The 24,789-nt window shown below is 50.9% G+C and carries 23 protein-coding genes; 16 read left to right on the top strand and 7 right to left on the bottom strand.

From position 1 onward, the window contains the following. Positions 1 to 8 precede the first annotated feature (8 nt). The 15 genes from kdsC to QLH52_RS17130 all read left to right on the top strand — a co-directional run bounded on the left by kdsC (position 9) and on the right by QLH52_RS17130 (position 15,863). A complete protein-coding gene (kdsC, locus tag QLH52_RS17060) occupies positions 9 to 542 on the top strand; it encodes a 3-deoxy-manno-octulosonate-8-phosphatase KdsC (RefSeq protein WP_205451474.1) in 534 nt (177 codons plus the stop codon). After that, a complete protein-coding gene (lptC, locus tag QLH52_RS17065; protein WP_205451473.1) occupies positions 539 to 1,105 on the top strand; it encodes an LPS export ABC transporter periplasmic protein LptC in 567 nt (188 codons plus the stop codon). Before kdsC ends, lptC begins: the two co-directional genes overlap by 4 nt. Beyond that, on the top strand, positions 1,092 to 1,592 hold the full coding sequence (gene lptA, locus QLH52_RS17070; protein WP_171697419.1) for a lipopolysaccharide transport periplasmic protein LptA: 501 nt from the start codon (positions 1,092 to 1,094) through the stop codon (positions 1,590 to 1,592). The genes lptC and lptA overlap by 14 nt, the downstream gene beginning before the upstream one ends. Beyond that, on the top strand, positions 1,592 to 2,317 hold the full coding sequence (gene lptB / locus QLH52_RS17075) for an LPS export ABC transporter ATP-binding protein (protein WP_205451472.1): 726 nt from the start codon (positions 1,592 to 1,594) through the stop codon (positions 2,315 to 2,317). The genes lptA and lptB overlap by 1 nt, the downstream gene beginning before the upstream one ends. 13 nt (positions 2,318 to 2,330) lie before the next feature. Next, a complete protein-coding gene (locus QLH52_RS17080; protein ID WP_171697420.1) occupies positions 2,331 to 3,767 on the top strand; it encodes an RNA polymerase factor sigma-54 in 1,437 nt (478 codons plus the stop codon). A 39-nt stretch (positions 3,768 to 3,806) separates the two neighbouring features. Continuing rightward, the gene (gene hpf / locus QLH52_RS17085) at positions 3,807 to 4,097 is read left to right on the top strand and encodes a ribosome hibernation-promoting factor, HPF/YfiA family (RefSeq protein ID WP_020483551.1); all 291 of its coding nucleotides are present in this window, start codon (positions 3,807 to 3,809) and stop codon (positions 4,095 to 4,097) included. 56 nt (positions 4,098 to 4,153) lie between these two features. Then, the gene (gene rapZ / locus QLH52_RS17090) at positions 4,154 to 5,011 is read left to right on the top strand and encodes an RNase adapter RapZ (protein ID WP_205451471.1); all 858 of its coding nucleotides are present in this window, start codon (positions 4,154 to 4,156) and stop codon (positions 5,009 to 5,011) included. Between the two features lie 35 nt (positions 5,012 to 5,046). After that, positions 5,047 to 6,405 carry a magnesium transporter gene (gene mgtE, locus QLH52_RS17095; RefSeq protein WP_319962346.1) on the top strand — a complete coding sequence of 453 codons (1,359 nt, stop codon included), beginning with the start codon at positions 5,047 to 5,049 and terminating at the stop codon, positions 6,403 to 6,405. Between the two features lie 68 nt (positions 6,406 to 6,473). After that, entirely contained in the window at positions 6,474 to 7,214 is a 741-nt protein-coding gene (gene minC, locus QLH52_RS17100) for a septum site-determining protein MinC (protein ID WP_319962347.1), read from the top strand. A 21-nt stretch (positions 7,215 to 7,235) separates the two neighbouring features. Continuing rightward, positions 7,236 to 8,048, top strand: coding sequence for a septum site-determining protein MinD (gene minD / locus QLH52_RS17105; protein ID WP_033157742.1), 813 nt, complete (start codon positions 7,236 to 7,238; stop codon positions 8,046 to 8,048). Further along, the gene (minE, locus tag QLH52_RS17110; RefSeq protein ID WP_020483546.1) at positions 8,048 to 8,302 is read left to right on the top strand and encodes a cell division topological specificity factor MinE; all 255 of its coding nucleotides are present in this window, start codon (positions 8,048 to 8,050) and stop codon (positions 8,300 to 8,302) included. The genes minD and minE overlap by 1 nt, the downstream gene beginning before the upstream one ends. 101 nt (positions 8,303 to 8,403) lie before the next feature. Then, a complete protein-coding gene (locus QLH52_RS17115; RefSeq protein WP_020483545.1) occupies positions 8,404 to 8,601 on the top strand; it encodes a winged helix-turn-helix domain-containing protein in 198 nt (65 codons plus the stop codon). Between the two features lie 300 nt (positions 8,602 to 8,901). After that, positions 8,902 to 11,703, top strand: coding sequence for a glycosyltransferase (locus tag QLH52_RS17120; protein ID WP_319962348.1), 2,802 nt, complete (start codon positions 8,902 to 8,904; stop codon positions 11,701 to 11,703). Positions 11,704 to 12,118: 415 nt separating this feature from the next. Next, positions 12,119 to 14,482, top strand: coding sequence for a TonB-dependent receptor (locus tag QLH52_RS17125; RefSeq protein WP_319962349.1), 2,364 nt, complete (start codon positions 12,119 to 12,121; stop codon positions 14,480 to 14,482). A gap of 136 nt (positions 14,483 to 14,618) precedes the next feature. Continuing rightward, complete coding sequence (locus QLH52_RS17130; protein ID WP_319962350.1) at positions 14,619 to 15,863, top strand: sialidase family protein; 1,245 nt, start codon at positions 14,619 to 14,621, stop codon at positions 15,861 to 15,863. A gap of 60 nt (positions 15,864 to 15,923) precedes the next feature. On the opposite strand, the gene QLH52_RS17135 is transcribed toward QLH52_RS17130, so the two are convergent. Further along, a complete protein-coding gene (locus QLH52_RS17135; protein ID WP_319962351.1) occupies positions 15,924 to 16,820 on the bottom strand; it encodes a phosphoribosylaminoimidazolesuccinocarboxamide synthase in 897 nt (298 codons plus the stop codon). Positions 16,821 to 16,889: 69 nt separating this feature from the next. Here QLH52_RS17135 and djlA point away from each other — a divergent pair, with 69 nt between their 5' ends. Further along, positions 16,890 to 17,693, top strand: coding sequence for a co-chaperone DjlA (gene djlA, locus QLH52_RS17140; protein WP_319962352.1), 804 nt, complete (start codon positions 16,890 to 16,892; stop codon positions 17,691 to 17,693). An 84-nt stretch (positions 17,694 to 17,777) separates the two neighbouring features. Here the strand turns inward: djlA and QLH52_RS17145 are convergent, their stop codons facing one another. The 6 genes from QLH52_RS17145 to QLH52_RS17170 form a co-directional block, all read right to left on the bottom strand. Continuing rightward, a complete protein-coding gene (locus QLH52_RS17145) occupies positions 17,778 to 17,939 on the bottom strand; it encodes a hypothetical protein (RefSeq protein WP_020483539.1) in 162 nt (53 codons plus the stop codon). A 156-nt stretch (positions 17,940 to 18,095) separates the two neighbouring features. Beyond that, entirely contained in the window at positions 18,096 to 18,656 is a 561-nt protein-coding gene (locus tag QLH52_RS17150) for a YigZ family protein (protein ID WP_319962353.1), read from the bottom strand. 1 nt (position 18,657) lies between these two features. Beyond that, positions 18,658 to 19,401: an ABC transporter ATP-binding protein gene (locus tag QLH52_RS17155; protein WP_319962409.1), complete on the bottom strand. Its 744-nt coding sequence runs from the start codon at positions 19,399 to 19,401 to the stop codon at positions 18,658 to 18,660. Then, positions 19,398 to 20,159: an ABC transporter permease gene (locus tag QLH52_RS17160; RefSeq protein ID WP_319962354.1), complete on the bottom strand. Its 762-nt coding sequence runs from the start codon at positions 20,157 to 20,159 to the stop codon at positions 19,398 to 19,400. The genes QLH52_RS17155 and QLH52_RS17160 overlap by 4 nt, the downstream gene beginning before the upstream one ends. Next, the gene (locus QLH52_RS17165) at positions 20,159 to 21,124 is read right to left on the bottom strand and encodes an ABC transporter substrate-binding protein (protein WP_319962355.1); all 966 of its coding nucleotides are present in this window, start codon (positions 21,122 to 21,124) and stop codon (positions 20,159 to 20,161) included. The genes QLH52_RS17160 and QLH52_RS17165 overlap by 1 nt, the downstream gene beginning before the upstream one ends. Before the next feature lie 347 nt (positions 21,125 to 21,471). Then, positions 21,472 to 24,774: an EAL domain-containing protein gene (locus tag QLH52_RS17170; RefSeq protein WP_319962356.1), complete on the bottom strand. Its 3,303-nt coding sequence runs from the start codon at positions 24,772 to 24,774 to the stop codon at positions 21,472 to 21,474. Positions 24,775 to 24,789: the final 15 nt, after the last annotated feature.

Consider the following 24,789-nt stretch of genomic DNA (forward strand, 5'->3'; position numbering starts at 1 on the left):
GACGAGTGATGTTCGATTTAACCCCCCAATTACTGAGTGCTGTTAAGCGGCTAAAGCTGTTGATTCTGGATGTGGATGGCGTGCTGACCGACGGTCGTTTGTTTTTCGACGATAACGGCAAAGAATACAAATGTTTTCACGCGCGCGACGGGCATGGCATTAAATTGTTGCGTCAGACTGGTGTAGAAGTGGCGGTGATTTCCGGCCGCAAATCCAATTCGGTCGCGCTACGCATGCAGAGTCTTGGAGTCGAGCTTGTCTACCAAGGTCACGAGAACAAGCGCGCGGCATTCGCGGAAATTTTGCAGCGTCTGGCGCTAACGGCGGAACAAGTGGCTTATGTAGGCGACGATATTCTGGATTTGCCGGTGATGCGTCAAGTGGGTTTTGCGGTGGCAGTGCAAGATGCCAATTTCGTGCTAAAGAATTATGCTCATTGGCAAACACAGACAGCCGGCGGTTTAGGCGCGGTTCGGGAAGTATGCGATTTAATCATGCAAGTCCAGGATAGCTTTGACGGCGTACTGCAAACCTATTTATGACCGTACTGAAAAATCTACAGATTTTTATTTATGTTGGCTTGGCCGCATTGTTGTCATGGTGGCTGGTACAGCTGAATGAACAGCGTGACGCCGAAATGAAAATTGTCGAAAATAGCCCGGATTTTTTTAGCTTGGGTTATTTCAAAAAGGAAATGAATATCGACGGTGTGCCGAAAAGCGAATTGGCCGCGGAAAAAATGCAGCACTTTAAAGCCGACGGCAGCACGCATCTGGAAAAGCCGGTGATGACTTTGTATAACCCCAACCAGATGCCTTGGCTAATCAAGGCCGACAGCGGCGTGATGGCGGTGGACGGCGATAATTTGCAACTTAACGGTAGTGCTTATATCAACCGGGAAGCCTCGAAAACCAATTCGGCGCTGACCATCAATACATCGGATTTGCGAGTAAAACTCGCCAGCCATTATGCGGAGACACAGGCGTGGACGGAGATCATCAGCCCACCCAACAAAACGGCGGGAGTAGGAATGGAAGCGACTTTTGTTAGTCCGATTCACCTGAAATTGTTGTCCAAAGTGAAAGGTCGCTATGAAATTAAGTAAAATGGTCGGTGTAGGCCTGTTATTCTCGGCGCGGATGGCGTTTGGTCTGGAGTCGGATTCCGAACAACCCATCTATATCGACTCGGATAATGCGGTTTACGACGAAAAGGCGCAGATCAGCACCTATACCGGCAATGTGGTCGCTACGCAGGGGACGATCAGAATCGATGGCGACAAATTGGTGGTTTATCTGAAAGATGGCGCGATTATCAAATTGATTGCTACAGGTAAACCGTCGCGATTCAAACAGTTGCCGGCGGTGGGCAAGGAAGAAATGCACGGGGAGGGCTTGATCAACGAATTTTACCCCGACCAGAATTTGCTGAAATTTATGAAAAATGCCTCGGTCTGGCAGGGCGATGCTAAACAATCCAGTGAGTATATCGAGTACGATACCAAGAACTCCTTGCTGAAAGCTGGTGAAGCGCAATCCGACGGCAAGCGCGTGCACTCGGTGATTAAACCCAAGCCTAAGCAGGCGCAATAATGGCGCGATTGGTTGCGGAACAGCTGTTTAAACGCTACAACAATCGAAATGTGGTCGATGGGGTCAGCCTGAGGGTGGACACCGGGGAAGTCGTAGGTTTGTTGGGTCCGAACGGAGCCGGGAAAACCACCAGCTTTTACATGATGGTGGGCTTGGTCAAAGCCGATAGCGGCGAGATTTTTTTTGACGAGCAGCGCATCACGCATCATCCGATGCACCGGCGCGCGCGCTTGGGAATCGGTTATCTGGCGCAAGAGGCTTCGGTCTTTCGTAAATTGAGTGTGGCCGATAATTTACGCGCGGTATTGCAGATTCGGGTCGATTTGACCGATGGGCAAATCGAGTTGTTGATCGATGAGTTATTGACAGAGTTTAATATCAACCACTTACGTAATCAGGTGGCGCTTGGTTTGTCAGGTGGGGAGCGGCGCAGGGTGGAAATCGCCAGGGCGTTGGCTAGTGAGCCGCAATTTATTCTGCTAGACGAACCGTTTGCCGGCGTCGATCCTATTTCGGTGCTGGAGTTGCAAAAAATCATTGCGCACTTGAAGCATCGCGGTATCGGGATTTTGATTACCGAGCACAAAGTGCGGGAGACTTTGGAGATTTGCGATCGCGCTTATATTTTGAACAATGGGAAGGTTATCGCCGAAGGCCAGTCGCGCCAGTTGGTGGATAACGAAGAGGTGCGTAGAGTGTATCTGGGCGAGAAATTTAGTTTATGAAATTCGAATAGTCATGAAGCAATCTCTACAACTCCGTATCGGTCAGAGTCTGACCATGACGCCGCAATTGCAACAGGCTATTAAGCTGTTGCAGATGTCGACTTTGGACTTACAACAGGAAATTCAGCAAGCCTTGGAATCCAACATGATGTTGGAGATCGACGAAGAGGAGCTGCCTAATCTGGAGTTTCGCGATAAAAAACTCGAAAACACCGATCAGCAAACCAGCGAAGGCTCGCAAACCGATATGCCGGACGAATTACCGGTCGATGTCAGTTGGGACGATGTCTACGAAAGCTCTTTGCCCAGCGGTGGCGATGAGGGCGATAGTCCGGAATTCGAGGCCTTTCGCGGCAAATCCGAGTCTTTACGCGATCATCTGGTTTGGCAGCTGGAGCTGATTCCGATTTCTGACCGCGATTATGCGATAGCTACCGCTATCATCGACGCGATTAACGATGACGGTTATGTGACCAGCGAATTGGCGGATATTTTTCAGGGACTCCAGGATCAACTGGAAGGCTTGGAAATGGATGAAGTCCTGGCCGTGTTGCATAGGGTGCAAAACTTTGATCCCGTCGGTGTGGCGGCGTTGGATTTGGCTGACTGCCTGGGTTTGCAATTGCAACAGTTACCGGCTACGACGCCTTATCGGTCGGAGGCTTTGGAGTTTGTGCACAGGCATTTGGATTTGTTGGCCAGTTGCGATCAAGCGCGCTTGATGAAGAGGATAGGGATGACCGAGGATGTATTAAAGGGGGTGCTGGCGTTAATCAGAACCCTGGATCCCAAGCCTGGCGCTCGCTTGCAGGATTCGGATGTCGAATATGTGGTGCCTGATGTGTTCGTCGCCAAAGTCAACGGACAGTGGCTGGTTAATCTGAACCCGGAGATAGCGCCCAAATTGCGCGTCAATCCTTTTTATTCTGGGATGATCAAACGCGCCGACAATAGTCATGACAATGTCAGCATGAAAAACCATCTGCAGGAAGCGCGCTGGTTTATTAAAAGTTTGCATAGCCGCAACGACACTTTGTTGAGAGTGGCGAGAAGCATCGTCGAAAAACAAGGCGATTTTTTCGAGCACGGCGCGATTGCGATGAAGCCGATGGTATTGCGCGATATCGCCGAGGAATTGGAATTGCACGAATCCACCATCTCCAGGGTCACCACGCAAAAATACATGCACACTCCACACGGTGTGATCGAATTTAAATATTTTTTCTCCAGCCATGTCAGTACCGATGGCGGGGGAGAGTGTTCGGCGACCGCAATTCGGGCGCTGATAAAAGAGTTGGTCGGCAGTGAAAACCCGGCCAAGCCATTGAGCGATAGTAAAATATCGGACTTATTGAATGAGAAGGGCATTAATGTCGCGCGCCGCACCATTGCCAAATATCGGGAAGCGATGTCCATTCCTTCAACCAGCCAGCGGAAAAGGCATATTTGATCAATCTGGAAGAATAATTTTTAAAAACAGGAGTATTCCATGCAAGTCAGTATCACAGGTCATCACGTAGAAGTCACCGAAGCATTAAAAGCCTACGTGGATGAAAAAATCAGCAAAATCAAACGTCATTTCGACAATGTCGTTGATGTTCACGTCATTTTGACCGTTGAGAAATTGGAGCAAAAAGCCGAAGCGGCGGTACAAATCAGCGGTGCCAAACTGTATGCCGAAGACGTACAAGAAGATATGTACGCGGCTATCGACAACATGGTCGACAAACTCGACAGACAAATCGTCAAACATAAAGAAAAAAATCAAAACCATCGTTAATTATGGGCTTGCGCGGTACAGGGTGAACGCGATTTTCGCTCTGTATCGTTTTGCATATGAAACTAGTCATCGTCAGCGGCTTATCGGGATCGGGTAAAAGTATCGCGTTGGATACTTTGGAAGATTGCGGCTATTACTGTATCGACAATCTTCCCGTGACCTTGCTTGAGGATTTTGTCGATCATGTCATGCTGAAAGACCCGGCGACCTATAGTAAAACCGCTATCGGTATCGATGCCAGAAACCGTAACCAGAAGTTAGCCGATTTCCCGGATAGCCTGACTTTTATTCGCAGCAAAGGTATCGATTGCGAACTGGTTTTCATGGAAGCGGATGAGAGCATCATTCTGAAGCGCTACAGTGAAACGCGCCGCCGCCATCCGTTGACCACCGAAAGTAGGCCGCTGCGCGAGGCTTTGGAAATCGAACGGGAAATGCTGCGACCCCTGGCAGCTCGTGCCGATATACTTATAGATACCAGTTTCACCCACTATCATCAGTTACGGGATTTGCTGAAAAACCGTTTGGGCGAAAAAGGCAAAAGTTCTTTGTCGATTTTGTTTCAGTCTTTCGGTTTTAAATACGGTATCCCGTTGGATGCCGACTTCGTGTTCGATGCCCGCAGTTTGCCCAATCCCTATTGGGCGCCGGAGCTGCGAGGATTGACCGGTAAACACGCCGAGGTCATCGATTTTTTGCAGAATGAAGTGATCGTCAAAGAGTTTCTGCATGATATAGGTTATTTCATCGGTCGCTGGGCGCCGCGCTTCGAATCGGATAATCGCAGTTATTTAACCATAGCGATCGGCTGTACCGGCGGGCAACATCGTTCGGTTTATCTGGTCGAGGCATTGAGTAAGCACTTTCAAACTATTACTCCTAACGTTATCGTCAGGCATAGGGAATTGCGTTAACGCAATTGCCTGGCCCAATTTCTTGGTTTTTACCCATGACATCAGCAGCAAAGCTTGAAAATACCGAGCATCTTTTAGATCGCGCCATCGAAGTGCTGACAAAAGACTCTCTGATCGAGATTAGGAACCTAGTGCGTTCCTTATACCCGGCGGAAGCGGCGCATATTCTCGAGTCATTGGAGCCGGAACTGCGAGCCAAGCTGTGGGCGTTGATTCCGCCCAGCGTGATCGGCGAAATTCTGGTCGAGATAAATGTCGAAGTGGGTAGCAGCTTGCTGAAAATTACCGACAGGAAAGATTTGATTGCCGCAACTGAATCCATGGGCCATGACGGTATGGTCGATCTGCTGCATGTATTGCCTGAGCCTTTGCTGTCGCAAGTGATGGAATCTATCGGTGTACATAACCGCAATCGCATCGAAAAGGCGCTTAGCTATGACGAGCATACCGCCGGCGGCTTGATGTCTGACGATGTGTTAACCATTCGCGCCGATGTAACGCTGGATGTCGTGACGCGATATTTGCGCTTGCGCGGTAATATGCCGACTGCAACAGACAGTCTAATCGTGGTGGATCGCAAAGAGCAGTTTCAGGGCTTGTTGCCGATTAATCAATTGTTGACCCACGACCCGCATACCAAAGTTGAGTCGATCATGGATACCCGTAGCTCAGGTATTCCCTACGGTATGCCTAGCCGGGATGTGGCTGGTTTGTTCGAGCGCCGAAAATTGTTGTCCGCGCCCGTGTTAGCCAATGACGGTAAGGTTTTGGGGCGCGTCACTATCGACGATGTCGTGGGTTTGATTCGCGAAGAAGCCAATCACTCCTTAATGAGCATGGCCGGCTTGAGCGAAGAGCAGGATATGTTTGCGCCGGTATTTAGTAGTGCCAAGCGTCGTGCGCTTTGGTTGGGCGTGAATTTGCTTACCGCATTCTTGGCGGCTTCAGTCATCGATTTGTTTGAGGCTACTATTCAACAGATCGTCGCATTGGCGGTATTGATGCCGATTGTAGCGTCTATGGGGGGTATCGCCGGCAGTCAGACTTTGACACTGGTTGTCAGGGGCTTGGCCTTGCGACAAGTCACCACCGGTAACGCCGTGAGTTTATTGTTTAAAGAGGTCTCGGTCGGCCTGCTAAACGGCTTGGTTTGGGCTTCTGTGGTGGCGGTAGTGGCTGGGCTGTGGTTCCACAATCCGCATATCGGTATGTTGCTCGGCGTGGCGATGATGATCAATTTAGTGTGCGCGGCTTTGTCCGGCGTGGCGATTCCGGTGTTGTTGGATAAGATCGGTGTAGACCCTGCGCTGGCTGGCGGTGTGTTGCTGACCACAGTTACCGATGTGGTTGGATTCATGGCCTTTTTGGGCTTAGCAACCTTGTTTTTACTGTAAGGAACTGTGCTTTTTGTCACGGAAAATGATAGTATTTCGGGCATTCAGTAGCGGATTTTCCAAACTCGATGTCAACCGGCGCACCTACTTCGCAAAAAATAGCTTTGGAGTTTAAAAGCACGTCACTGACCGTGCCGGTGTTGCTGCTAGCCAGTAACGACATCTCTCTGATCGATCAGCAGCTCAAGGAAAAAGTGGTTCAAGCTCCCGAGTTTTTTAAAAACTCGCCCTTGCTGATCGATCTGCAAAAACTTAACGCTCAAAATCTGCCAATTGATTTCACCGAAATAGTCACTATCGTCCGTCAGCACGGCTTCATGCCGATAGGGGTACGCGGGGGTAACGAACATCAGAACGGCGACGCCTTGGCTATGAATTTGCCCCAGCATTCCCTGCACGGCAGCAATGTGCCCTTAGTCAATAAAGCACCGGCAAAAACCTTGCCGACACCGGTTGCGGAAGAGCAAAAGCAAGCTAATCAGTCAATTGAAAATAAGTTGGTGACACAGCCGATACGCTCGGGCCAGCGGGTTTATGCCAAAGGCGACTTGATCGTCACAGCAACCGTTAGTGCCGGCGCGGAAATCATGGCGGAAGGTAATATTCATATATACGGATCCCTGCGCGGACGAGCGCTTGCCGGCGTGCTGGGTAATGTCAATAGCCGTATTTTTTGTTCGGATTTGCAAGCCGAACTGATTTCGATAGCCGGCATTTACCAGCTCAGCGACGATTTGAGCAAGTATCCAGCACACAAGCCCGTACAGATCAGTCTGGATAACCAGACGCTGATTATCAAAGATATTTAAGCTTTTCTTGGAGGAACAACATTGGCCAGAATTATCGTAGTAACATCGGGAAAAGGTGGTGTGGGCAAGACCACAACCAGCGCTGCTATCGCGATGGGCTTAGCGAAGCGCGGACATAAAACCGCTGTGATCGATTTCGATGTGGGGCTGCGTAATCTCGACTTGATCATGGGATGCGAGCGTCGCGTTGTTTATGATTTGGTCAATGTGATCAACAACGAAGCCACCCTAAATCAGGCCCTGATCAAGGACAAGCGTTGCGACCAGTTATTTATATTGCCGGCATCGCAAACCCGTGATAAAGATGCTTTAACAACGGAAGGTGTCGGCAAAATTCTGGAAGAGTTGTCTAAAGACTTTAAATACATCGTTTGCGACTCTCCGGCAGGAATAGAGCGCGGTGCTACACTTGCCATGTACTTTGCTGATGATGCATTTGTGGTAACCAACCCGGAAGTCTCCTCCGTTAGGGATTCGGATCGTATGCTGGGTATCTTGTCCAGCAAATCGCGCCGCGCCGAGAATGGCGAAGAGCCGATCAAGGAGTATTTGTTGTTGTCGCGTTATTCGCCGGATCGGGTGAAATTGGGCGAGATGCTCAGCGTTGACGATGTACAGGAAATTTTGTCGCTACATTTGTTGGGCGTTATCCCTGAGTCCAAATCGGTGTTGAATGCGTCAAACTCAGGCACACCGGTCATTCTCGACGAGCAAAGCGATGCGGGTCAGGCTTATGCAGACATCGTGGCGCGTTATTTGGGCGAAACCAAACCACATCGTTTTATTGAGGAAGAGAAAAAGGGCTTATTCAGTAAGCTATTCGGGAGCAAGTGATGAGTCTCTTAGATTATTTCAGATCCTCGAAAACCAATACGGCATCGCTGGCCAAGGAGAGATTGCAAATTCTGGTCGCCCATGAGCGTGCATCCAGAAATCAACCGTCCTATTTGCCCGAGTTGCAGCAAGAATTGCTGGCGGTGATCCGTAAATATGTCAATGTCGGGCAGGATGCCATTACCGTTAATTTTGAACAGGATGGAAACCAGGAAACCCTGGAACTTAATATTGTGCTGCCTGATGAGCGTTAGTTGTGCTGACTAGCTTTTGCCGCAGTTTGTGTTGCGTAAGGCTGGATAGCACGACTAAAACCCCCCGATTTTTTTTGTTGTTTAAATGATGAGGAGTTGAAATGGTGGATACAATTGGCGAAGCAGCTGGAGCAGTCTGGCAATACTTGCATACGCATGGCGAAGCTAGCGTTAATAAAGTCACGACCGAAACCGGCTTGGGTAAGAACGACGTCCAGCGAGCGATCGGTTGGCTGGCTAAAGAAGACAAACTGAATATTGAAATGAAAGGCCGCGTAGAAACCCTTTCATTGAAATAAAAGTTTTCCCGCAACCTGCTTAAGGTTGAGCTAAGCGTGGCGACATTCAATACCGGCTCTTTGCCGGTTTGAGCGTCGCCGGGGTTTGCCCTTGGGCGGGTTCCTAAATGCCGCTGTGTTTTGTTGGTAAATCTGTTACCTGACAGGAATGCGTGGCCCGCTTAGACTCGCGCCAGGCGCTCTGTCGAAATCAGATACCGTAAACGCATTTAAATTTGCCGACGGAATGGCTGCGTAATGCCGTAAAAATTAAAAAATACTGATTCTAATAACCCTCTAATGCGGAGTCTTTCTGTCGAAATGAAAGCCAAAATTGCCACATTTTTCACTTTGGTGCTACTGGTTGTCATCAACCTGGGTATCTGGTCTTACGTCAATAATCCGTTAAAACTGCCATCCTGGAGCGATACCATGATGGGGGTGACCTTTAACCCCAAGGGGCGCGATTTCAATCCTGCCGACGGCGTATTTCCCACCAGAGAACAAATTCAATCCGATCTGGAGTTATTGTCCGGTAAAGCCCATTCGATAAGAACCTATACCGCGCTGGAGGGGATGGAGGTTGTGCCTGAGTTGACAGCCAAGAATGCGATCAATCTGGCGATGGGCTGTTGGGTGGATTTGGTTGATGACGATAGCGCCGAGGATGATCCGCAAAAAAAGTTAGAGAACACGCAGAAGCGGCTGGATAAAAATCAGCGCGAAGTCGAAAGCCTAATCAACCTAACCAATCAATATCCAAAAACCATTGTTCGCACGCTGGTGGGTAACGAATCCTTGTTACGGTACAGAAACAAGGTTAGTGGACCTATCGCACAGAAAGTCCGTCAGGAATTTTCCGGTTCGATGAGCGAGCAAGATTTGCAGCTGAAAATCGAGGCTGATGTTAAGGCGGAAGTGGCCGGCAAAGCCAACGAACTGATCGAGTACGTTCGCGAAGTAAAAAAACGCACCTGGAAACCGGTTAGTACGGCTGAAACCTGGGATATATGGGTAGCAAACCCGGCCTTGGCGGCAGAAGTCGATTACATCGCTGTGCACATTCTGCCCTATTGGGAAGGTGTGCCGGTCGATTTACCCAAAGGTGCGGAAGGCGATAACGCAGTCGAATATGTGTTCAAGCGTTATTACGAATTACAGCAGTTGTACCCTAACAAAACCATCGTGATCACCGAGGTGGGTTGGCCGTCCGACGGTCCTCCGCAAAAAGCTGCCACTGCTTCGTTGGCGAATCAAGCCAAGTTTTTGCGCGAGTTCCTGAATCGCGCGACTGCCGAAAACATTATTTACTATGTGGTTGAAGCGTTTGACCAGCCGTGGAAGATCAAGCTGGAAGGTACGGCCGGTGCTTACTGGGGCTTATTCAATGCTGATCGTCAGCCTAAGTTCCCGATGGAAGGTGACGTACTGGCCAATCCAACCTGGCGTAACTGGGCTAGTGGCGCTGCAGTACTCAGTATTATCTTGATGGCGGCCTTCTTGTTTACCCGTAAGAGCTTGAAGCTGCCGGGTAAATTTTTCTTCGGTATCGTCGCCAACTTGGCGGCGTCGGTATTGTTTTGGTCGGCATCGATTGCCGCCGCTCAATACCAAACCAGTTTTTCGGTGGTGTTCTGGGCGATTTTGCTGATGATGCAGGCCATGGCGATATTGGTGTTGCTGACCGAGAGTTTAGAAATTGCCGAAGTGATTTGGCATCGGAAAGGCAGACGTACCTTCCAGCCGCTGACACCATCGGCCGATTTTCGTTATCCAAAAGTTTCGATCCATTTGCCGATCCACAACGAGCCGCCGGAAATGGTGCGCAAAACTTTGAATGCACTGGCTAAGGTTGACTATCCGAATTATGAAGTCTTAGTCATGGATAACAACACCAAAGATCCGACAGTTTGGCAGCCGGTGCGTGACGATTGCGACCGCCTTGGCCCGAAGTTCCGCTTCTTCCATCTGGATAACTGGCCCGGTTACAAGGCCGGTGCGATCAACTACGCATTGACCAATACCGCTGAAGATGCCGAAATCATCGCGGTCATCGACAGCGACTACATTCTGAACCCCGATTGGCTGAAAGCGATGGTGCCGTATTTCGACCAGGAAAATGTTGGCTTTGTGCAGTCGCCGCAGGATTACCGTGATTCTGGTCAAAGCACGTTCAAAGATATTTGCTACTGGGAGTATGCAGGCTTTTTTAATATCGGCATGGTGCAACGTAACGAATTCAACGCCATCATCCAACACGGCACGATGACCATGGTCCGCAAGTCGGCATTCGACAAAGTTGGTCCGTGGGGCGAATGGTGTATCTGCGAGGATAGCGAATTGGGCTTGCGTCTTTATGAAGCGGGTTACGACTCGGTGTACTGCAAGGAGTCTTTCGGTCGCGGCCTGATGCCGGATACCTTCTCCGGCTATATGACGCAGCGTTTCCGCTGGGTATACGGCGCGATGCAGATCATCAAAAAGCATTGGCGGCATTTCTTGCCCAACAAAAAGTCTTCACTTACTTCGGCGCAGCGTTATTACTTTGTGGCTGGTTGGCTGCCTTGGTTTTCTGATGCGCTGGCGCTGCTATTTACCGGTACCAGTTTGATATTGACCGCGCTGATCGTGTCGGATCCTATTCATAGCGAATTGCCGGTAAATGCCTTCCTGTTGCCGACCATAGGCCTGTTTGCATTCAAGATTTTGCGCGGTTTGTGGTTGTACAAAGCGCGGGTGGCTTGTTCGATGCTACACGCATTAGGTGCGGCTTTGGCGGGTCTATCGCTGACGCATACCGTGGCACGGGGTACCTTGCAGGGCTTGTTCACCTCTGGCAAACCCTTCATGCGGACGCCGAAATACGAGCAGCAAGGGCCGTTGGTGGCCGGGTTGTTGATTATTTGGCAGGAGTTGTTATTGCTGACCTTGTTGCTTGCCGGCATCCTGGCGATGCGCTCTATCGAACATTTCGATAACTTGAGCGGCAGGTTGTGGATGGCGGTATTGGCGGTGCAATCCGTACCTTATGTCGCCACGCTGCTGACGATTCTGATCAGCGTTGCGCCTAATTATTTTCCAGGCAAAAAACTCTCTGCCGATGAGTTAGACGCGGACGAATAAGTACCGCTTGCTTGGTATCCGAAGACCCTTGTCGGCTGAAAGGCTGGCAAGGGTTTTTTATTTAGCGGGTGAGGGCCGGTTCCAGTTGCTACCTGAGCTGTTGTCGCTGTTTTGAGTGTCAGCATCAAAACAATGGATATGGCGGCGAATAAAATAAACTGTGTTATATGGCTTATTTTTAGTGAGTCATTTGCCGCATAAATGAGTGGTTGTAGTGGCGTATTTGATGATGTGTTGTATTAATTGATTGATAAAAAAGCACAATTGTATTTAGGGTTATAAATTGCTTGTATCTACAAATGGCTGTTTTAAAGTGTGTGAGATCACCAGAAACCGTTGGTGTTTTAAATAGCGCTTTTGCCGACAATTAGTCCTTAGCAAGAACAAATCGCATACCTTCGCAATTTTTAAACCTATGAAACACGCAAAAATCAAACTTGGCGCCAAGCCCTATTTAATGGGGGCGATGCTGCTCACGGTGTTACCGGGAGTCTCTGCGACCGAAGATGGCAAGACAGACAACAAAACCGGTAGTAATCAAACCGCAATATTGCCGGAAATGACGGTTACTGCCGAAAGCGGAAAAGCCGCTACGCAAACGGCTACCGAAAAATACAAATTGCCTGCTGTGACCGAAAGCGTTACCCGCGAGAAGATGGAAGATACCATCAACGTGATGAACACCGAGGATGCGATCAAGTATTTGCCTAATATTCTGGTGCGCAAACGGTATATCGGCGACAAGGAAATGCCCGTGGCTATGCGTACTTCCGGGACCGGTTCCAGTGCGCGCAGCTTGATTTATGCGGACGGCATTTTGCTATCGTCGTTGCTAGGCAATAACAACGGCATGACCGGTTCGCCGCGCTGGAATATGGTCTCACCGTCAGAAATTGAGCGGGTTGATGTGATGTACGGACCGTTTTCCGCAGCCTACGGCGGTAACTCGATAGGCGGTGTCGTTGATATTACGACGCGGATGCCAGAGAAATTCGAGGCAGGCGGCGGCGTGCAGTCTACTTGGCAAGAATACGATGTTTACGGCCATACCGATGTCTATGACTCCCAGCAGTACACGGCCAATCTAGGTAGCCGACACGGCGATTTTTCTTGGCGCTTTGACGTCAGTCATTTGGATGCGCACAGCCAGCCTATCAGTTATACATATCTTCCCACTAGTTCCGGCACGGGTGGCGTACCCGTTACCGGCGCCGTCGGCGATGTCGATAGAAGCGGCTCCCAAAGAATCTTTGCCATAGGCGAAGGCAATATCAGGCATACGGTGCAGGATAATTTTAAGTGGAAGCTGGCTTACGATATTACGCCGACGCTGAAAGCTTCGTATACATTGGGTCTGTGGCAAAACGACGAAAGCGGGGGCTTCAATAGCTACTTGCGCAGTGCCACTACCGGGGCTCCGGTTAATAGCGGCATCATCAATATGAACGGACGAAACTACAACTTGGGTTCGACGTTTGCCGAGAACGATTACCAGCAGATGCATTGGTCGCACGGTATGGCGCTGAAATCGAACACCGGCGGTATTTTCGATTGGGAATTGACTGGCAGTGTGATCAATTATGGTCAGGATGAGCAACGCGCGCCCACGGTTGCGCCCAATCTTGCGGCTGCGGGTGGTGCTGGAACGCTTACCAGCCTAAACGACACCGGTTGGCATACTGTGGATGCTAAAGGTATATGGCGTCCGGATTCCGCATGGGGACCGCATCATGTCAGCTTTGGGTTTCATCATGATCTTTACGAATTAAACAACCAACAATATGTAACCTCCAATTGGATCTACGGTGCACCAGTCCGCTTAAATACCAATTCGCAAGGCAAGACCGAAACCAACGCGGTCTGGATTCAAGACGCATGGACATTTGATCCGGATTGGACGTTGACCTTGGGCGGACGTTTGGAGAACTGGAACGCCTTCGATGGCACTAACACCGGTTCAAACGGCAGAACGATCAATCAGTCTAACCGCAGCGATTTAAGATTTTCGCCAAAAGCCTCGCTGGCCTGGAAGCCGACTGATAGCTGGAAATTTACCAGCTCTATTGCTCAGGCTTACCGTTTCCCAACGGTGACAGAACTGTTCCAGGGTACCAATATCACCGTCAGCGGCACCTCAAATATTGTGAATCCCAATCCAACGCTAAAGCCTGAAGAGGCATTGTCTTCCGAGCTTTCCGCGCAATATTTTCTGAGCGAAGGTTCGTTGCGTTTGAGCTTATTCCACGAAAAAGTCTACGATGCCATCTACAGTCAAACGACTTTCAGTCCTGTCACTAACTCGACATTATCATATGCGCAGAACATCGACCAGATCAGCACCTACGGTTGGGAGTTTTCCGGCGAGCACAGTAATGTCGTTATCGATGGCCTGGATTTGTCGGGTAACGTGACCTGGGCGAATTCGCGCATCGATAAAAATGCGGCCCTGCCTGCGTCTGTCGGCAAGTATCAGCCCAGAGTGCCGGAGTGGCGCGCTAGTGCCACGGCCACATATCATGTGACTAAAGATTTTACGTCCTCTATCAGTGGACGCTATAGCAGTCAACAATATGGGCAAATCGATAACAGCGACGTCAATCCGGATACTTACACCGGCACCGGCAGCGCGTTTTTCGTTGTGGATACCCGTGCCAAATATCAACTGACCAAGCAACTGACGCTTTCAGCGGGTATCGACAATATTACCAACGAAAAATATTGGCTGTTCCATGTGTTTCCGCAGCGCACCTATATCGCAGAATTGAAATTTAACTATTAAGCGGTTATTGAATGTATCCAGCCAGGATAGGGCAGAGCGCACCTAATCCTGGTCGTGCGTTAAATGACACAGTTTAATTTTTCCCGGTCAAACGGGTAAAAATGTTCGTAACTTTCCGGACACTTACTAAAAGACGATGATGAAATTTCAACTCCCTTTGGCAATGGTTGGCTCGTTGATTTTGACTGCATGTGCCAACGAGCCGATTACAAGTAAGCAAGGCGCTGAGGCGGCTAAGCTTGAACAGCATACCGACCAAAAAGCATTGTGCGCTGATCTGCAAACCAGTCCGGCAATTGGATGTTCCGAGACGGTCACCGCGACTTTTGACAATAGCGGTGCGCTGTGGTTGGCTTGGGTGGTCCGTGATCGTATCTATGTGCAATCGTCTACCGATAAAGGTCGGAGCTTTTCCGCACCGGTTGCGGTAAACGCCGAGCCGGAAGCTATTGCTGCGCGCGGTGAATACCGGCCAAAAATCAAACTCGATGCGCAAGGCAATATCTACCTGACCTGGACCCAAAATTTGGAAAAACGCCATACTGGCAACATTCGCTTCAGTCGCTCGACGGACGGCGGCAAGAGTTTTTCCAAGCCGGTGACGGTCAATGACAATCTGGACGTGATCGGTCACCGTTTCGATGCGCTGGCGGTGGGGAAGAATGGCGAGATTTTTGTGGCTTGGCTGGATGCGCGCGACAAGGAAAAAGCCAAGGCCGCTAAGCAAGAGTTTGCAGGTACTGCCGTGTATTACGCCTGGTCGGACAATGGCGGCAAAAGCTTCTATCCCAACAAAACCGTGGCGCCGCATAGCTGTGAATGCTGTCGTTTGGGTGTGGAAATAGATGCCGACAATTTGCCGGTGGTGCTGTGGCGGCATGTTTATGAAGGCAATATCCGCGATCATGCGCTGGTTAAATTTAAGGATTGGCACACCCCTGGAGCGGTGCAGCGCGTCAGCCAAGAAAACTGGAAAATCGATGCTTGTCCGCATCATGGCCCGGCCTTATCAGTTGCCGACAATGGTGTTTACCATTCGGTATGGTTCAGCGGAGCCACTGATAAACAAGGCTTGTTTTACGGCCACTCCAAGGATGGCGGCCTAAGTTATTCGCCGGCCTACAGTTTTGGCAATCAAGGTGCCAAACATCCCAACGTGTTTGCCAAGGGCGAGCAGGTAGTGGTGGTCTGGTCGGAATTCGACGGCAGCCATAATCTGTTGCAGTTGATTAAGTCTAATGATGGCGGACTGAGTTGGTCGCAACCCGAAGTCGTCGGTAAAACGGCGGAAAGCGCGGACGATGCTTTTCTGTTGAGCGATGGTGAGAGTGTTTTTCTATCCTGGCAAACCGCGCAGGGTTATCAATTCAAGCCGATTTAGGTTTTAGTGATCCAAAGCCATCCCGCTAGTCGCGCGGTATGGCTTTGGCTGAACGGCTCTTCAATTTCCGATCAGTTTCAACTCGGCTTCCCGATATTTTTCCGCGCATTTTCTGCTAACTTCTTCCGGCAATTTCGGACCAGGCGCGGTCATATTCCAATCCAAGGTTTCCAGGTAATCGCGCAAATATTGCTTGTCGAAGCTGGGTGGGCTGATGCCGACTTGATATTGTTCGACCGGCCAAAAGCGCGAGGAATCGGGGGTCAAGGCTTCGTCGATTAAGTACAATGCGCCGTCTTCGTCCAGACCGAATTCGAATTTGGTATCGGCGATGATGATGCCGCGTTCGCGGGCGTAATCGGCGGCTGTGGTGTAGAGCCGTAAGCTGGCGTCGCGCACCTTGCCGGCCAGTTCCTCTCCCATCAACGCCACCGTATCGGCGAAGCTGATGTTTTCGTCATGGGTGCCCATTTCGGCCTTGCTGGACGGCGTGTAAATCGGCTGCGGCAATTGTTGCGCCTGTTGCAAGCCGGCCGGCAATTCGATACCGCACACCGAGCCGCTGTTTTGATAATCTTTCCAACCCGAGCCAATCAGATAGCCGCGCACGATGGCTTCCACCGGCAGCGGTTTCAGGCGTTTGACGATGATGGCTCGGCCTTCCACTTGCGCTCTTAGAGTGGAATCGGGAATCACGTCCGTCAGCGTCAAGTCGTCGCTTAAATGGTTGGGAATAATATCGCGCATTTTTTCGAACCAGAAATTGCTCACTCTGGTCAACACGCGGCCCTTGCCGGGAATCGGATCGGGCATGATCACGTCGAACGCCGACATCCGGTCGGAGGTGACGATCAGTAAATGTTTAGCGTCGATTTCGTACATGTCGCGGACTTTGCCGCGGCCGAGCAATTTCAAGTACGGCAGGGAAGATTCGTAAAGTGCGGCGGGGGCATTCATAATACGTGTGTGGAGTCAGTGAAAAGTGGCTGCAATTTTATCATTAAACCTGTTGAGGGTAGGAAACGCATGAGTTGGCTTGGGAAGTTGGTGGGTGGGGCGTTTGGATTTATGTTGGGCGGGCCGCTGGGCGCGATTTTCGGTGCGTCGGTGGGGCATCAGTTCGATACCGGGCTGGACGGAATGGCTGGCGAGTCATTTAATCCCGGCGACCAGCAGCGCGTGCAAATGGCGTTTTTCACTGCGACGTTCGCGGTGATGGGCCATGTCGCTAAGGTGGATGGCCGGGTTTCCAATGAGGAAATCGGGCTGGCTAAACGGGTGATGGACAATATGGAGCTCAGTCCGGAACTGCGCGAAGCCGCGATTCAACTGTTTCAGCAAGGCAAGCAGACCGATTTTCCGTTGAAGGAAGTGCTGCGGCAATTTCGCGTGGAATGTCATCGCCGGACTAACCTGGTGCGGATGTTCGTGGAAATCCAGATTCAAGCGGCGTTTGCCGACGGCGTTTACGATGCCAAGGAAGAAAAGCTGTTGTTGGATATTTGCGCGCAACTGGGCTTGTCGCGTTTCGAATATCAGATCATCAAAGGGCAAGTACAGGCACAACATCGTTTTCAGCAGTCGGGTGAACAGTTTCACGAGGCCAAAGCCGGCTCGTCAAAACTGGAAGACGCTTATGCGGTGTTAGGCGTCTCCGGGACGGCGGATGATGCTGAAGTGAAAAAAGCCTATCGGCGCCTGATGAGTCAGCACCATCCGGACAAGTTGGTGGCCAAAGGTCTACCCGAAGAAATGATGCAGATGGCCAAGCAAAAGACTCAGCAAATCAGGAAAGCCTACGAAACGATACGCGAAACAAGAGGATTTTAAAAAGAGCCCGCCTGCTACGGAGGCGGCGGACGGGCTTGAAATAAACAGATTAACTGCTTAACAACGAGGGAGGTACAACAAAACTTAAGCGCGAAACGAGTCGCTAAAATCCAGATTGCTGGCGATGGTTGCAGCGCCGAATAGCATGGTGGAGATGATGAACTCGCCAGACATGAAGCCAAACACGCCGGTGGTGAAAAACAGGCCGGTGAGTACGTCTTTATACAGATTGTTCGATTTGTTCATTTTTGCTCCTAGACTGAATACAGTCGATACCAATGAAGACGACTTCAATATAAGCTTTATTTTTTTATTTACAATACCGGCTATAGTGGATTGCTTGTTTCTTTTTTAGAAACAATATTGAAATAAAGTTGTCATCTAGGCTTGCTATAAGCTGTTTTAATCGAGGAATGCGCTAAGCGCGGACAGATTGCTCTTGGGGAGTTTGACGGTCAGTCTTACCGAATCGGAAAAATCCTGACCGATAATGCTGCCGTCCAGTTTTTTTAACTGGTATTCCAGCGCTTGTAGTCGGTGGTAATCCAGATTTAACGTCAGCTCGGCGAATTCAATGTATTCGACAATGTCCGCAGCTTCTATGACTTGCTTGGCGACATTGCCGTAAGCGCGGGTCAAGCCGCCCGCACCCAGTTTTACCCCGCCGAAATAACGAATCACCGCCACCACCAGATTGATCAGTTGCTTGCCTTCCAGGTGCTGAAAGATCGGCTTGCCGGCGGTGCCGCTGGGTTCGCCGGCATCGTGAAAACGGCAGATCAGACCGTCCGGCGATTGGATACGGTAGGCGTAAACGATATGGCTGGCGTCTGGGAAACGCTGATGCAAATCCTTTAATAACAACAAGGCTTCACGCTCGGTCTGGCAAGGGCTGATGATGCCGATGAAGCGGGATTTCTTGATGATTTCCTCCACTTCACAAGTCTTGACGACGACACGCACCTTACAACAGCCCGTTAATCGCTGGATGCTGGTTCAGCAAATGCTCGCGAAACGCTTCGATTTGCGCTTCGTCGTTACGCAGTTCGCGCGGAATGTTTACCGGAATATCGCTGACAATCCGCATCGGCGGCGGCGACAGGAAAATCAAGCGGTCTGCCAACGCAATCGCTTCGCGTAGATCGTGACTGACGAACAATACCGTATGCGGCCGCTGTTGCCACAATGAATACAATAAATTGCGTACCTGCCGGGCGCTGGGCGCATCCAGTGAGACGAAGGGTTCGTCCATCAGCAGAATGTCCGGATTAATGGCGAAGGCGCGGATAATGGCTACCCGCCGCTGCATGCCCAACGACAAACGTTCCGGATAAACCTGCTGCACGTCGCTCAGTTGCATGTCTGCCAATAAGGAGTCGATCAAGGCGGCGGGCGGCGTTTGCTCAAATACCACTTCGATATTTTGCCGGACGGTATACCAGGGCAGTAATCTGGGATTCTGAAACACATAACCAATTCTGGCAGTTGTAGCTTGGCGGCCTATTTGAATTTGGCCCTGATAGTGACTATCTAGTCCGGCAATCATATTCAGCAAAGTGGTCTTACCGCAGCCGGATGGGCCGAGCAGGCAGACGAATTCGTTACGGCCTACGCCGAGTTGTAAATCGGCAATCGCTTGGTGTTGGCGGTCTTCGGCATGGCCGGAGCGATAAGTTTTATCCTGGATGCTGATGGTAATATCGTTCACCGCCGCCACCGTAAAGCCTTGCGGTCCAGCGGCCGCAGCAACAGCCATTCGATCAGTTGGATGACTGCAACGAAGGCAAAGGTATAAGCCAGCAGGCTGGCGACATCGAACAATTGAAAAAACAGATGCAGCTGATAGCCCATACCGTTGCTGCGGCCGAGCAACTCCACGACCAAAATGATTTTCCAGATCAGCGCCAGACCGGAGCGCGTGGCCGCCATCACGAACGGATGCAATTGCGGCCAGATCACATGCGCCAAGGTTTTTTTGCGGTCGAAACGGTAGCTTTCCGCCATTTCCAATAAGTCCTTGTCTAGCGCTCGCGTGCCTTCCCGAATCGTGACGATCACATTCGGCAGTTTGTTAATCACCACCGCCAAAATCGCCGCTGACTCGGCCAACCCGAACCAGACATAGCAGAGAATAATGGTGACTAAAGCCGGGATATTCAGAAATATCACCAGCCAGTGGTCGAAAAACGCATCCAGGGTTTTATTATTACCCAGCGTCACCCCTATCGCGCAGCCCAATACCATCGCAATCGAGAAGCTGACCAGCAGCCGCAGCAGAGTTACCCCTAAATGGTAGGGTAGTTCGCCGGATTGAGTTGCTTGCCAAAATACCTGGGCGACCTGGAGCGGATAGGGTAATGTTGGGCTGTGGACCAAGCCAGCCGCCAGCTGCCAGATGCCTAGCAGCGCTAACAGCGATAGCAGTGTGACGGCAGACTGGTTAAGTTTAAAAGTGCCCGTCAACATTAGTCAGCCGACCAGAACGTCCCCGCTTGTATTTGTGCCGATTGGCCGGTCAGCTTGTTATTGCTGAGTTGATGCAGCATCGTATAGATTTTTGCGGCGGCGCTTTGTTGGCTGGCGCCCCATTGTTCCACGCGGCCTTGGCAGTAACGCTCCCGGAGTTTTTGTTGTTCTTTCGGACTGGCGGCGTCGGTGAGCGGCAGGATTTTCTGCCATTCCGTATCGGAGCTGCACAGGGTGTCGTGGGCTTGCTTGCTCAGGTTCAAGAATTGTTTGAACGCTGCTTTATGTTGATTGGCCCAGTCCTGTTTGAACACATAACCGATGCTGGGTACTGTCTCGCTAATGCCGAGTTGGCGGATGATCTCCTCGCCGCTCAACAGCGCCCGGTAACCTTGCGCTTCCAGATGCGCGGCAAATTGCCAGAAGGTCAGCAAGGCATCGACGCGCTTTTCGAGTAGTTGCTGGCTCAGTAATGGCGGCGCGCCGTAGATTTTTTCCACGCCGGTATTCAGGTCCACTTGCTGTTGCTGTCCCAACGCTTGTAACAGCAGCCAGTTCTTATCCAGTTCGCCGCCGGCTATGCCCAGTTTTTTGCCTTTTAGATCGGCCAGCGATTTGATCGGGCTATCGGCCGGTACCAGGAGGACGCCGGAAGTGTCGGAAAACGGGTAAAAACTCAAATTGGTGCCGGTGCTGCGCATGCTGGACGTCCAGATCCAGTCGGAGACGATCACATCGACTGAGCCAGCTTGCAGCGCAACCTTACCTGCTTGCTGATTGGCAACCGCGATGTTTTCCACGTTGAATTTTGCATTGTCCAGTAGTCCTTGGTTGCGCATCGCCGCGAGTTCCCAGTTTAAGGTGCCGGCGGCCATAGCGCCTATGCGGATAGTGGGTTTTTCATCGGCGTTGGCAAATTGCGGCAATAAAGCAGCAATGGCAAACAGGCAAGTTTTTATATTCATCTGCAAAGTCCCTAGTCGGATGGTTAACGCAACGATTTTAACGCAGCCGCCCCCAATACGAGAATGTTTGTCGGATTTGTTTGGAGCGGAATGCGTTGTCCAAGGTTTAAGGGCAAACCGTTTGACCGATATTCCCAAAAGCCCGAGGCCACTAGACCACACGAGTAACCAGGGGTTCCGGCATGGCGGGGCTGGGAGGAATTTAGTGCCTAGGTTAAAACAGCTGATTAGCAAGCTGCGCTACAGCCGCAAAATCGGCCTTTCGGCAAGGCATGCGGATAGCGCTGGGCTTACCGATTCGGGAATATTAAAAGCTGTGGCGTAGACATTTCCCGTGGCTTAACAGCCTAGGACGCAGTGGGAAGTAATCTGTCTTCCCGCTCAAATCTGGCGGCGGCCACCGGCCGGCCGGTGTAATAGCCTTGGTAGGATAGGCAGCCTTTATCACGTAAGAAGATCATTTGTTCCTGGTTTTCCACGCCCTCGGCAATCACGTGTAAACCTAAGTTTTTAGCCATATTGATAATGGTCTCCACAATTACCGCGTCGTTGGGGTCGCTGGCGATGTCGCGGACGAAACTCTGATCGATCTTTAATTGGCTGATGGGCAATTTTTTTAAATAAGACAGTGAGGAATAGCCGATACCGAAATCGTCGATCGAGGTTTTTACGCCCAGGGTTTGCAAATCGCGCATTTTTTCCACGGTGTCGTCTATGTCGCTGATGACGCAGCCTTCGGTCAGTTCGATGACCAGACGCTCAGCTGGCAGTTCGGCGTCGATCAAAATGCGTTTTACTTGGTCGACAAAATCGGCCTGGCGGAATTGCCGGGAACTGACGTTGACCGCCACATGATGAATAGGCAGGTTCTGCGCGTCCCACACCTTGATTTGCCGGCAGGCCTCGCGCATCACCCATTCGCCTATCGGCAAAATCAGCTGGGTATCTTCGGCAATGGGGATAAATTCCGCCGGGGAGATCATGCCCTTTTCCGGATGCTGCCAGCGGATTAGCGCTTCGGCGCTGATTACTTTGCCGAGGTGATCGACCTGCGCCTGATAGTGCAGTAAAAACTGCCGCTGTTTCAGCGCCTGACGAATCTCTTTTTCCAAGGTTAAACGGCGGTCGGCCGTTTCCTGCATCGACGGACGGTAAAAACTGATGCCGTTTCGGCCGCTTTCCTTGGCCCGGTACATCGCCGTATCCGCCTGTTGGATGACCGCTTCAGGCTGTTCGGCTACCTCTGGAAACAGGGTCACGCCTATGCTGGTGGAAAAGTGATGTTCGCTGCCCTGAACCGTGAAAGGTTGATTGATGGTGTGCAGGATTTTTTCCGCCAGCATCGCCGCGTGACTGGTCGCTTGCGACAGTTGCGAGTAGCGGCCAGGCACCATCACGATAAATTCGTCGCCACCCAGCCGGCAAGCGGTGTCTTCGTCGCGGATAATGGATTTGAGGCGTTGGGCAACCTGGATCAGCAATTCGTCGCCTACTTGATGGCCGCGCGAATCGTTAAGGGTTTTGAAGTGATCCAAATCCAGAAAAAACAGCGAACCGTAATAACTTTGGCGTTTGGCGGCAGCGATCTCCTGTTTCAGGCGGTCCAGCAGCAAACGTCGGTTCGGCAAGCCGGTCAGCGGGTCGTAAAATGCCAGTTCATGGATTTCCCGCTCGGCGGCTTTTTTCTCGCTGATGTCAGAAAAAATCGCCACATAATTCAGTAGTTGGTCGTGCTCGTCCCGGACGCAGGTAACGGTTAGCCATTCCGGAAACACGTCGCCGTTTTTGCGCCGATTAAAAATTTCGCCCTGCCATTGGTTATCCTTGGCCAAGGCTTGGGTCAAAGTTTGAATAAATCCGGGAGCTTGATGGGTCGACGACAGAAAATCCGGTTGCCGGCCAATCACTTCTTCCGCGCTATAACCGGTGATTTTGTTAAAAGCATTGTTGACGCGCAAAATTGCCCCATTGGCATCGGTGACGATAATGGCCTCGTGCGACTGGAATGTGGTTGCGGCGATGCGGAGTTCGTTTTCCTGCTGTTTACGGCGTTCGATCTCGGTATTCAGCGCTTGGTTGCTACGCAGCAAATCGCGGGTTTTTAGGGCCACTAAATCTTCGATGCGGGCGGTGCGTCCGCTCATCAGCATTAAACCGAAGCTGGTCAGGCCGCAGAGCAAAAAGCTCCCGGACAGCAGCCACCAAACCGTCCAGGGATTTTGTTGCGTATAAAACTCCGGCAGCGGTTTATATTCAAGCGTCCAATTCCGGTCGGCGACCGCCAGCGATTGCCGCTTGCTTGGAAGGAAGTAATGCGTTTTCGATTCAATGCCTTCGGGAGTGCTGCGGTATAACAGCTGGTCTTGATCATAGATCGCTACCGACAAACGTGTGCTTTGTAAGCGTCCGGACAGTTCCTGAATCTCGTTGCTTAATTTAAAAACATTCGAGACCAATCCGACAAAAAACTGTTGACGCTGGGCGCTGGTGTTTAGTGATTTTCCTTTGAGATAAATCGGGGAGTAGATGGCGAAGCAGGGCTGTTTGTCGTCGCAGACCATGCCGTCCGTCACCACCGTTTCGCCGGAATTAATCGCTTTTTGGATTGCTGCTAATAGTTTTGGGTTGCTGGCAACGTCGAAACCAATGTTTTGCTGGTTGCCGAAGGCGTAAGCAATGGGTAAATAAACATTCCGCTTACCAGCCGGTATCAATTGCTGATTGCGGTTGTGCTCGTGAATGGTGGTTTCTGTCTGTTGTTCGAATGCGCTGCGGTCTTCGGCATTGACTCTGGGTATCCATTCCAGTGCCTCCAGCTCGGGATGTTTGCTGAAAATGGTATGGGCAAATAGCCTGAACTCGTTGGGATTGACCGATTCCGAGCTGTCGAACAAGGCTTTCAATAACTGATTATTCAGAATATCGTCGCTGAAATGTTCCTGGAGGTTGGTATGGGTCAGATTAATCTGGTTGTCGAATAGCCCATTGAGGCGTTGATTTTCCAGATTGCGGCTGTAGACGAAGGCGATGACCACCAACAATAGCGAAATCGATAACGGATAGGCCACGAATTTTTGCCGTTGCCGCCAGATATGCCGCGGGGTACCGATAAACAACAGTAGCAAGGGCGCGAAGATCACCGTACCTATTGCATCGCCTATCCACCAGGTACACCAGTTCAGGCCGATTTCTTCCACATCGATGGTGTCGAAAATGTACAGAAAACTGGTGCCGACGCTAGCCGATATTAAGCAACTGGCAATTGCCAGCAAGAAAAACCAGACGACATGCCGATCTTCCATCAACGGATTGTGTCTGCCAATCCAGCGGTTGATCAGGGACGCTCCGAGTAAGGGCTGGGCGATGGCGCCGACGCTGGCGGCGGCGCCAACCCAAATCGGTGTAAACCAATCTTCCGGGGTGGCCAGATCGCCAAAAGCGTAAATTTGCGTACCCAAGCTGCCGATGATCAGACCCGGCAATAATTTGGGGCCATAACCAAGCAGCGCGGCCAGAGCGATACCCGCTGACGGCCAGATTGGGCTGGCATGGCTGGGCTGCATCGCCAGCATATGCCCGAGATAGCCGCCGATAAAATAGGCCAGGGCCAAGGCGCTGTTCAATAGAAAAAATCTAAAAGCTGTCGGCATGATTAAACAGGCGGA

This window comes from Methylomonas defluvii, assembly GCF_033949435.1.
GTDB lineage: Bacteria > Pseudomonadota > Gammaproteobacteria > Methylococcales > Methylomonadaceae > Methylomonas > Methylomonas defluvii.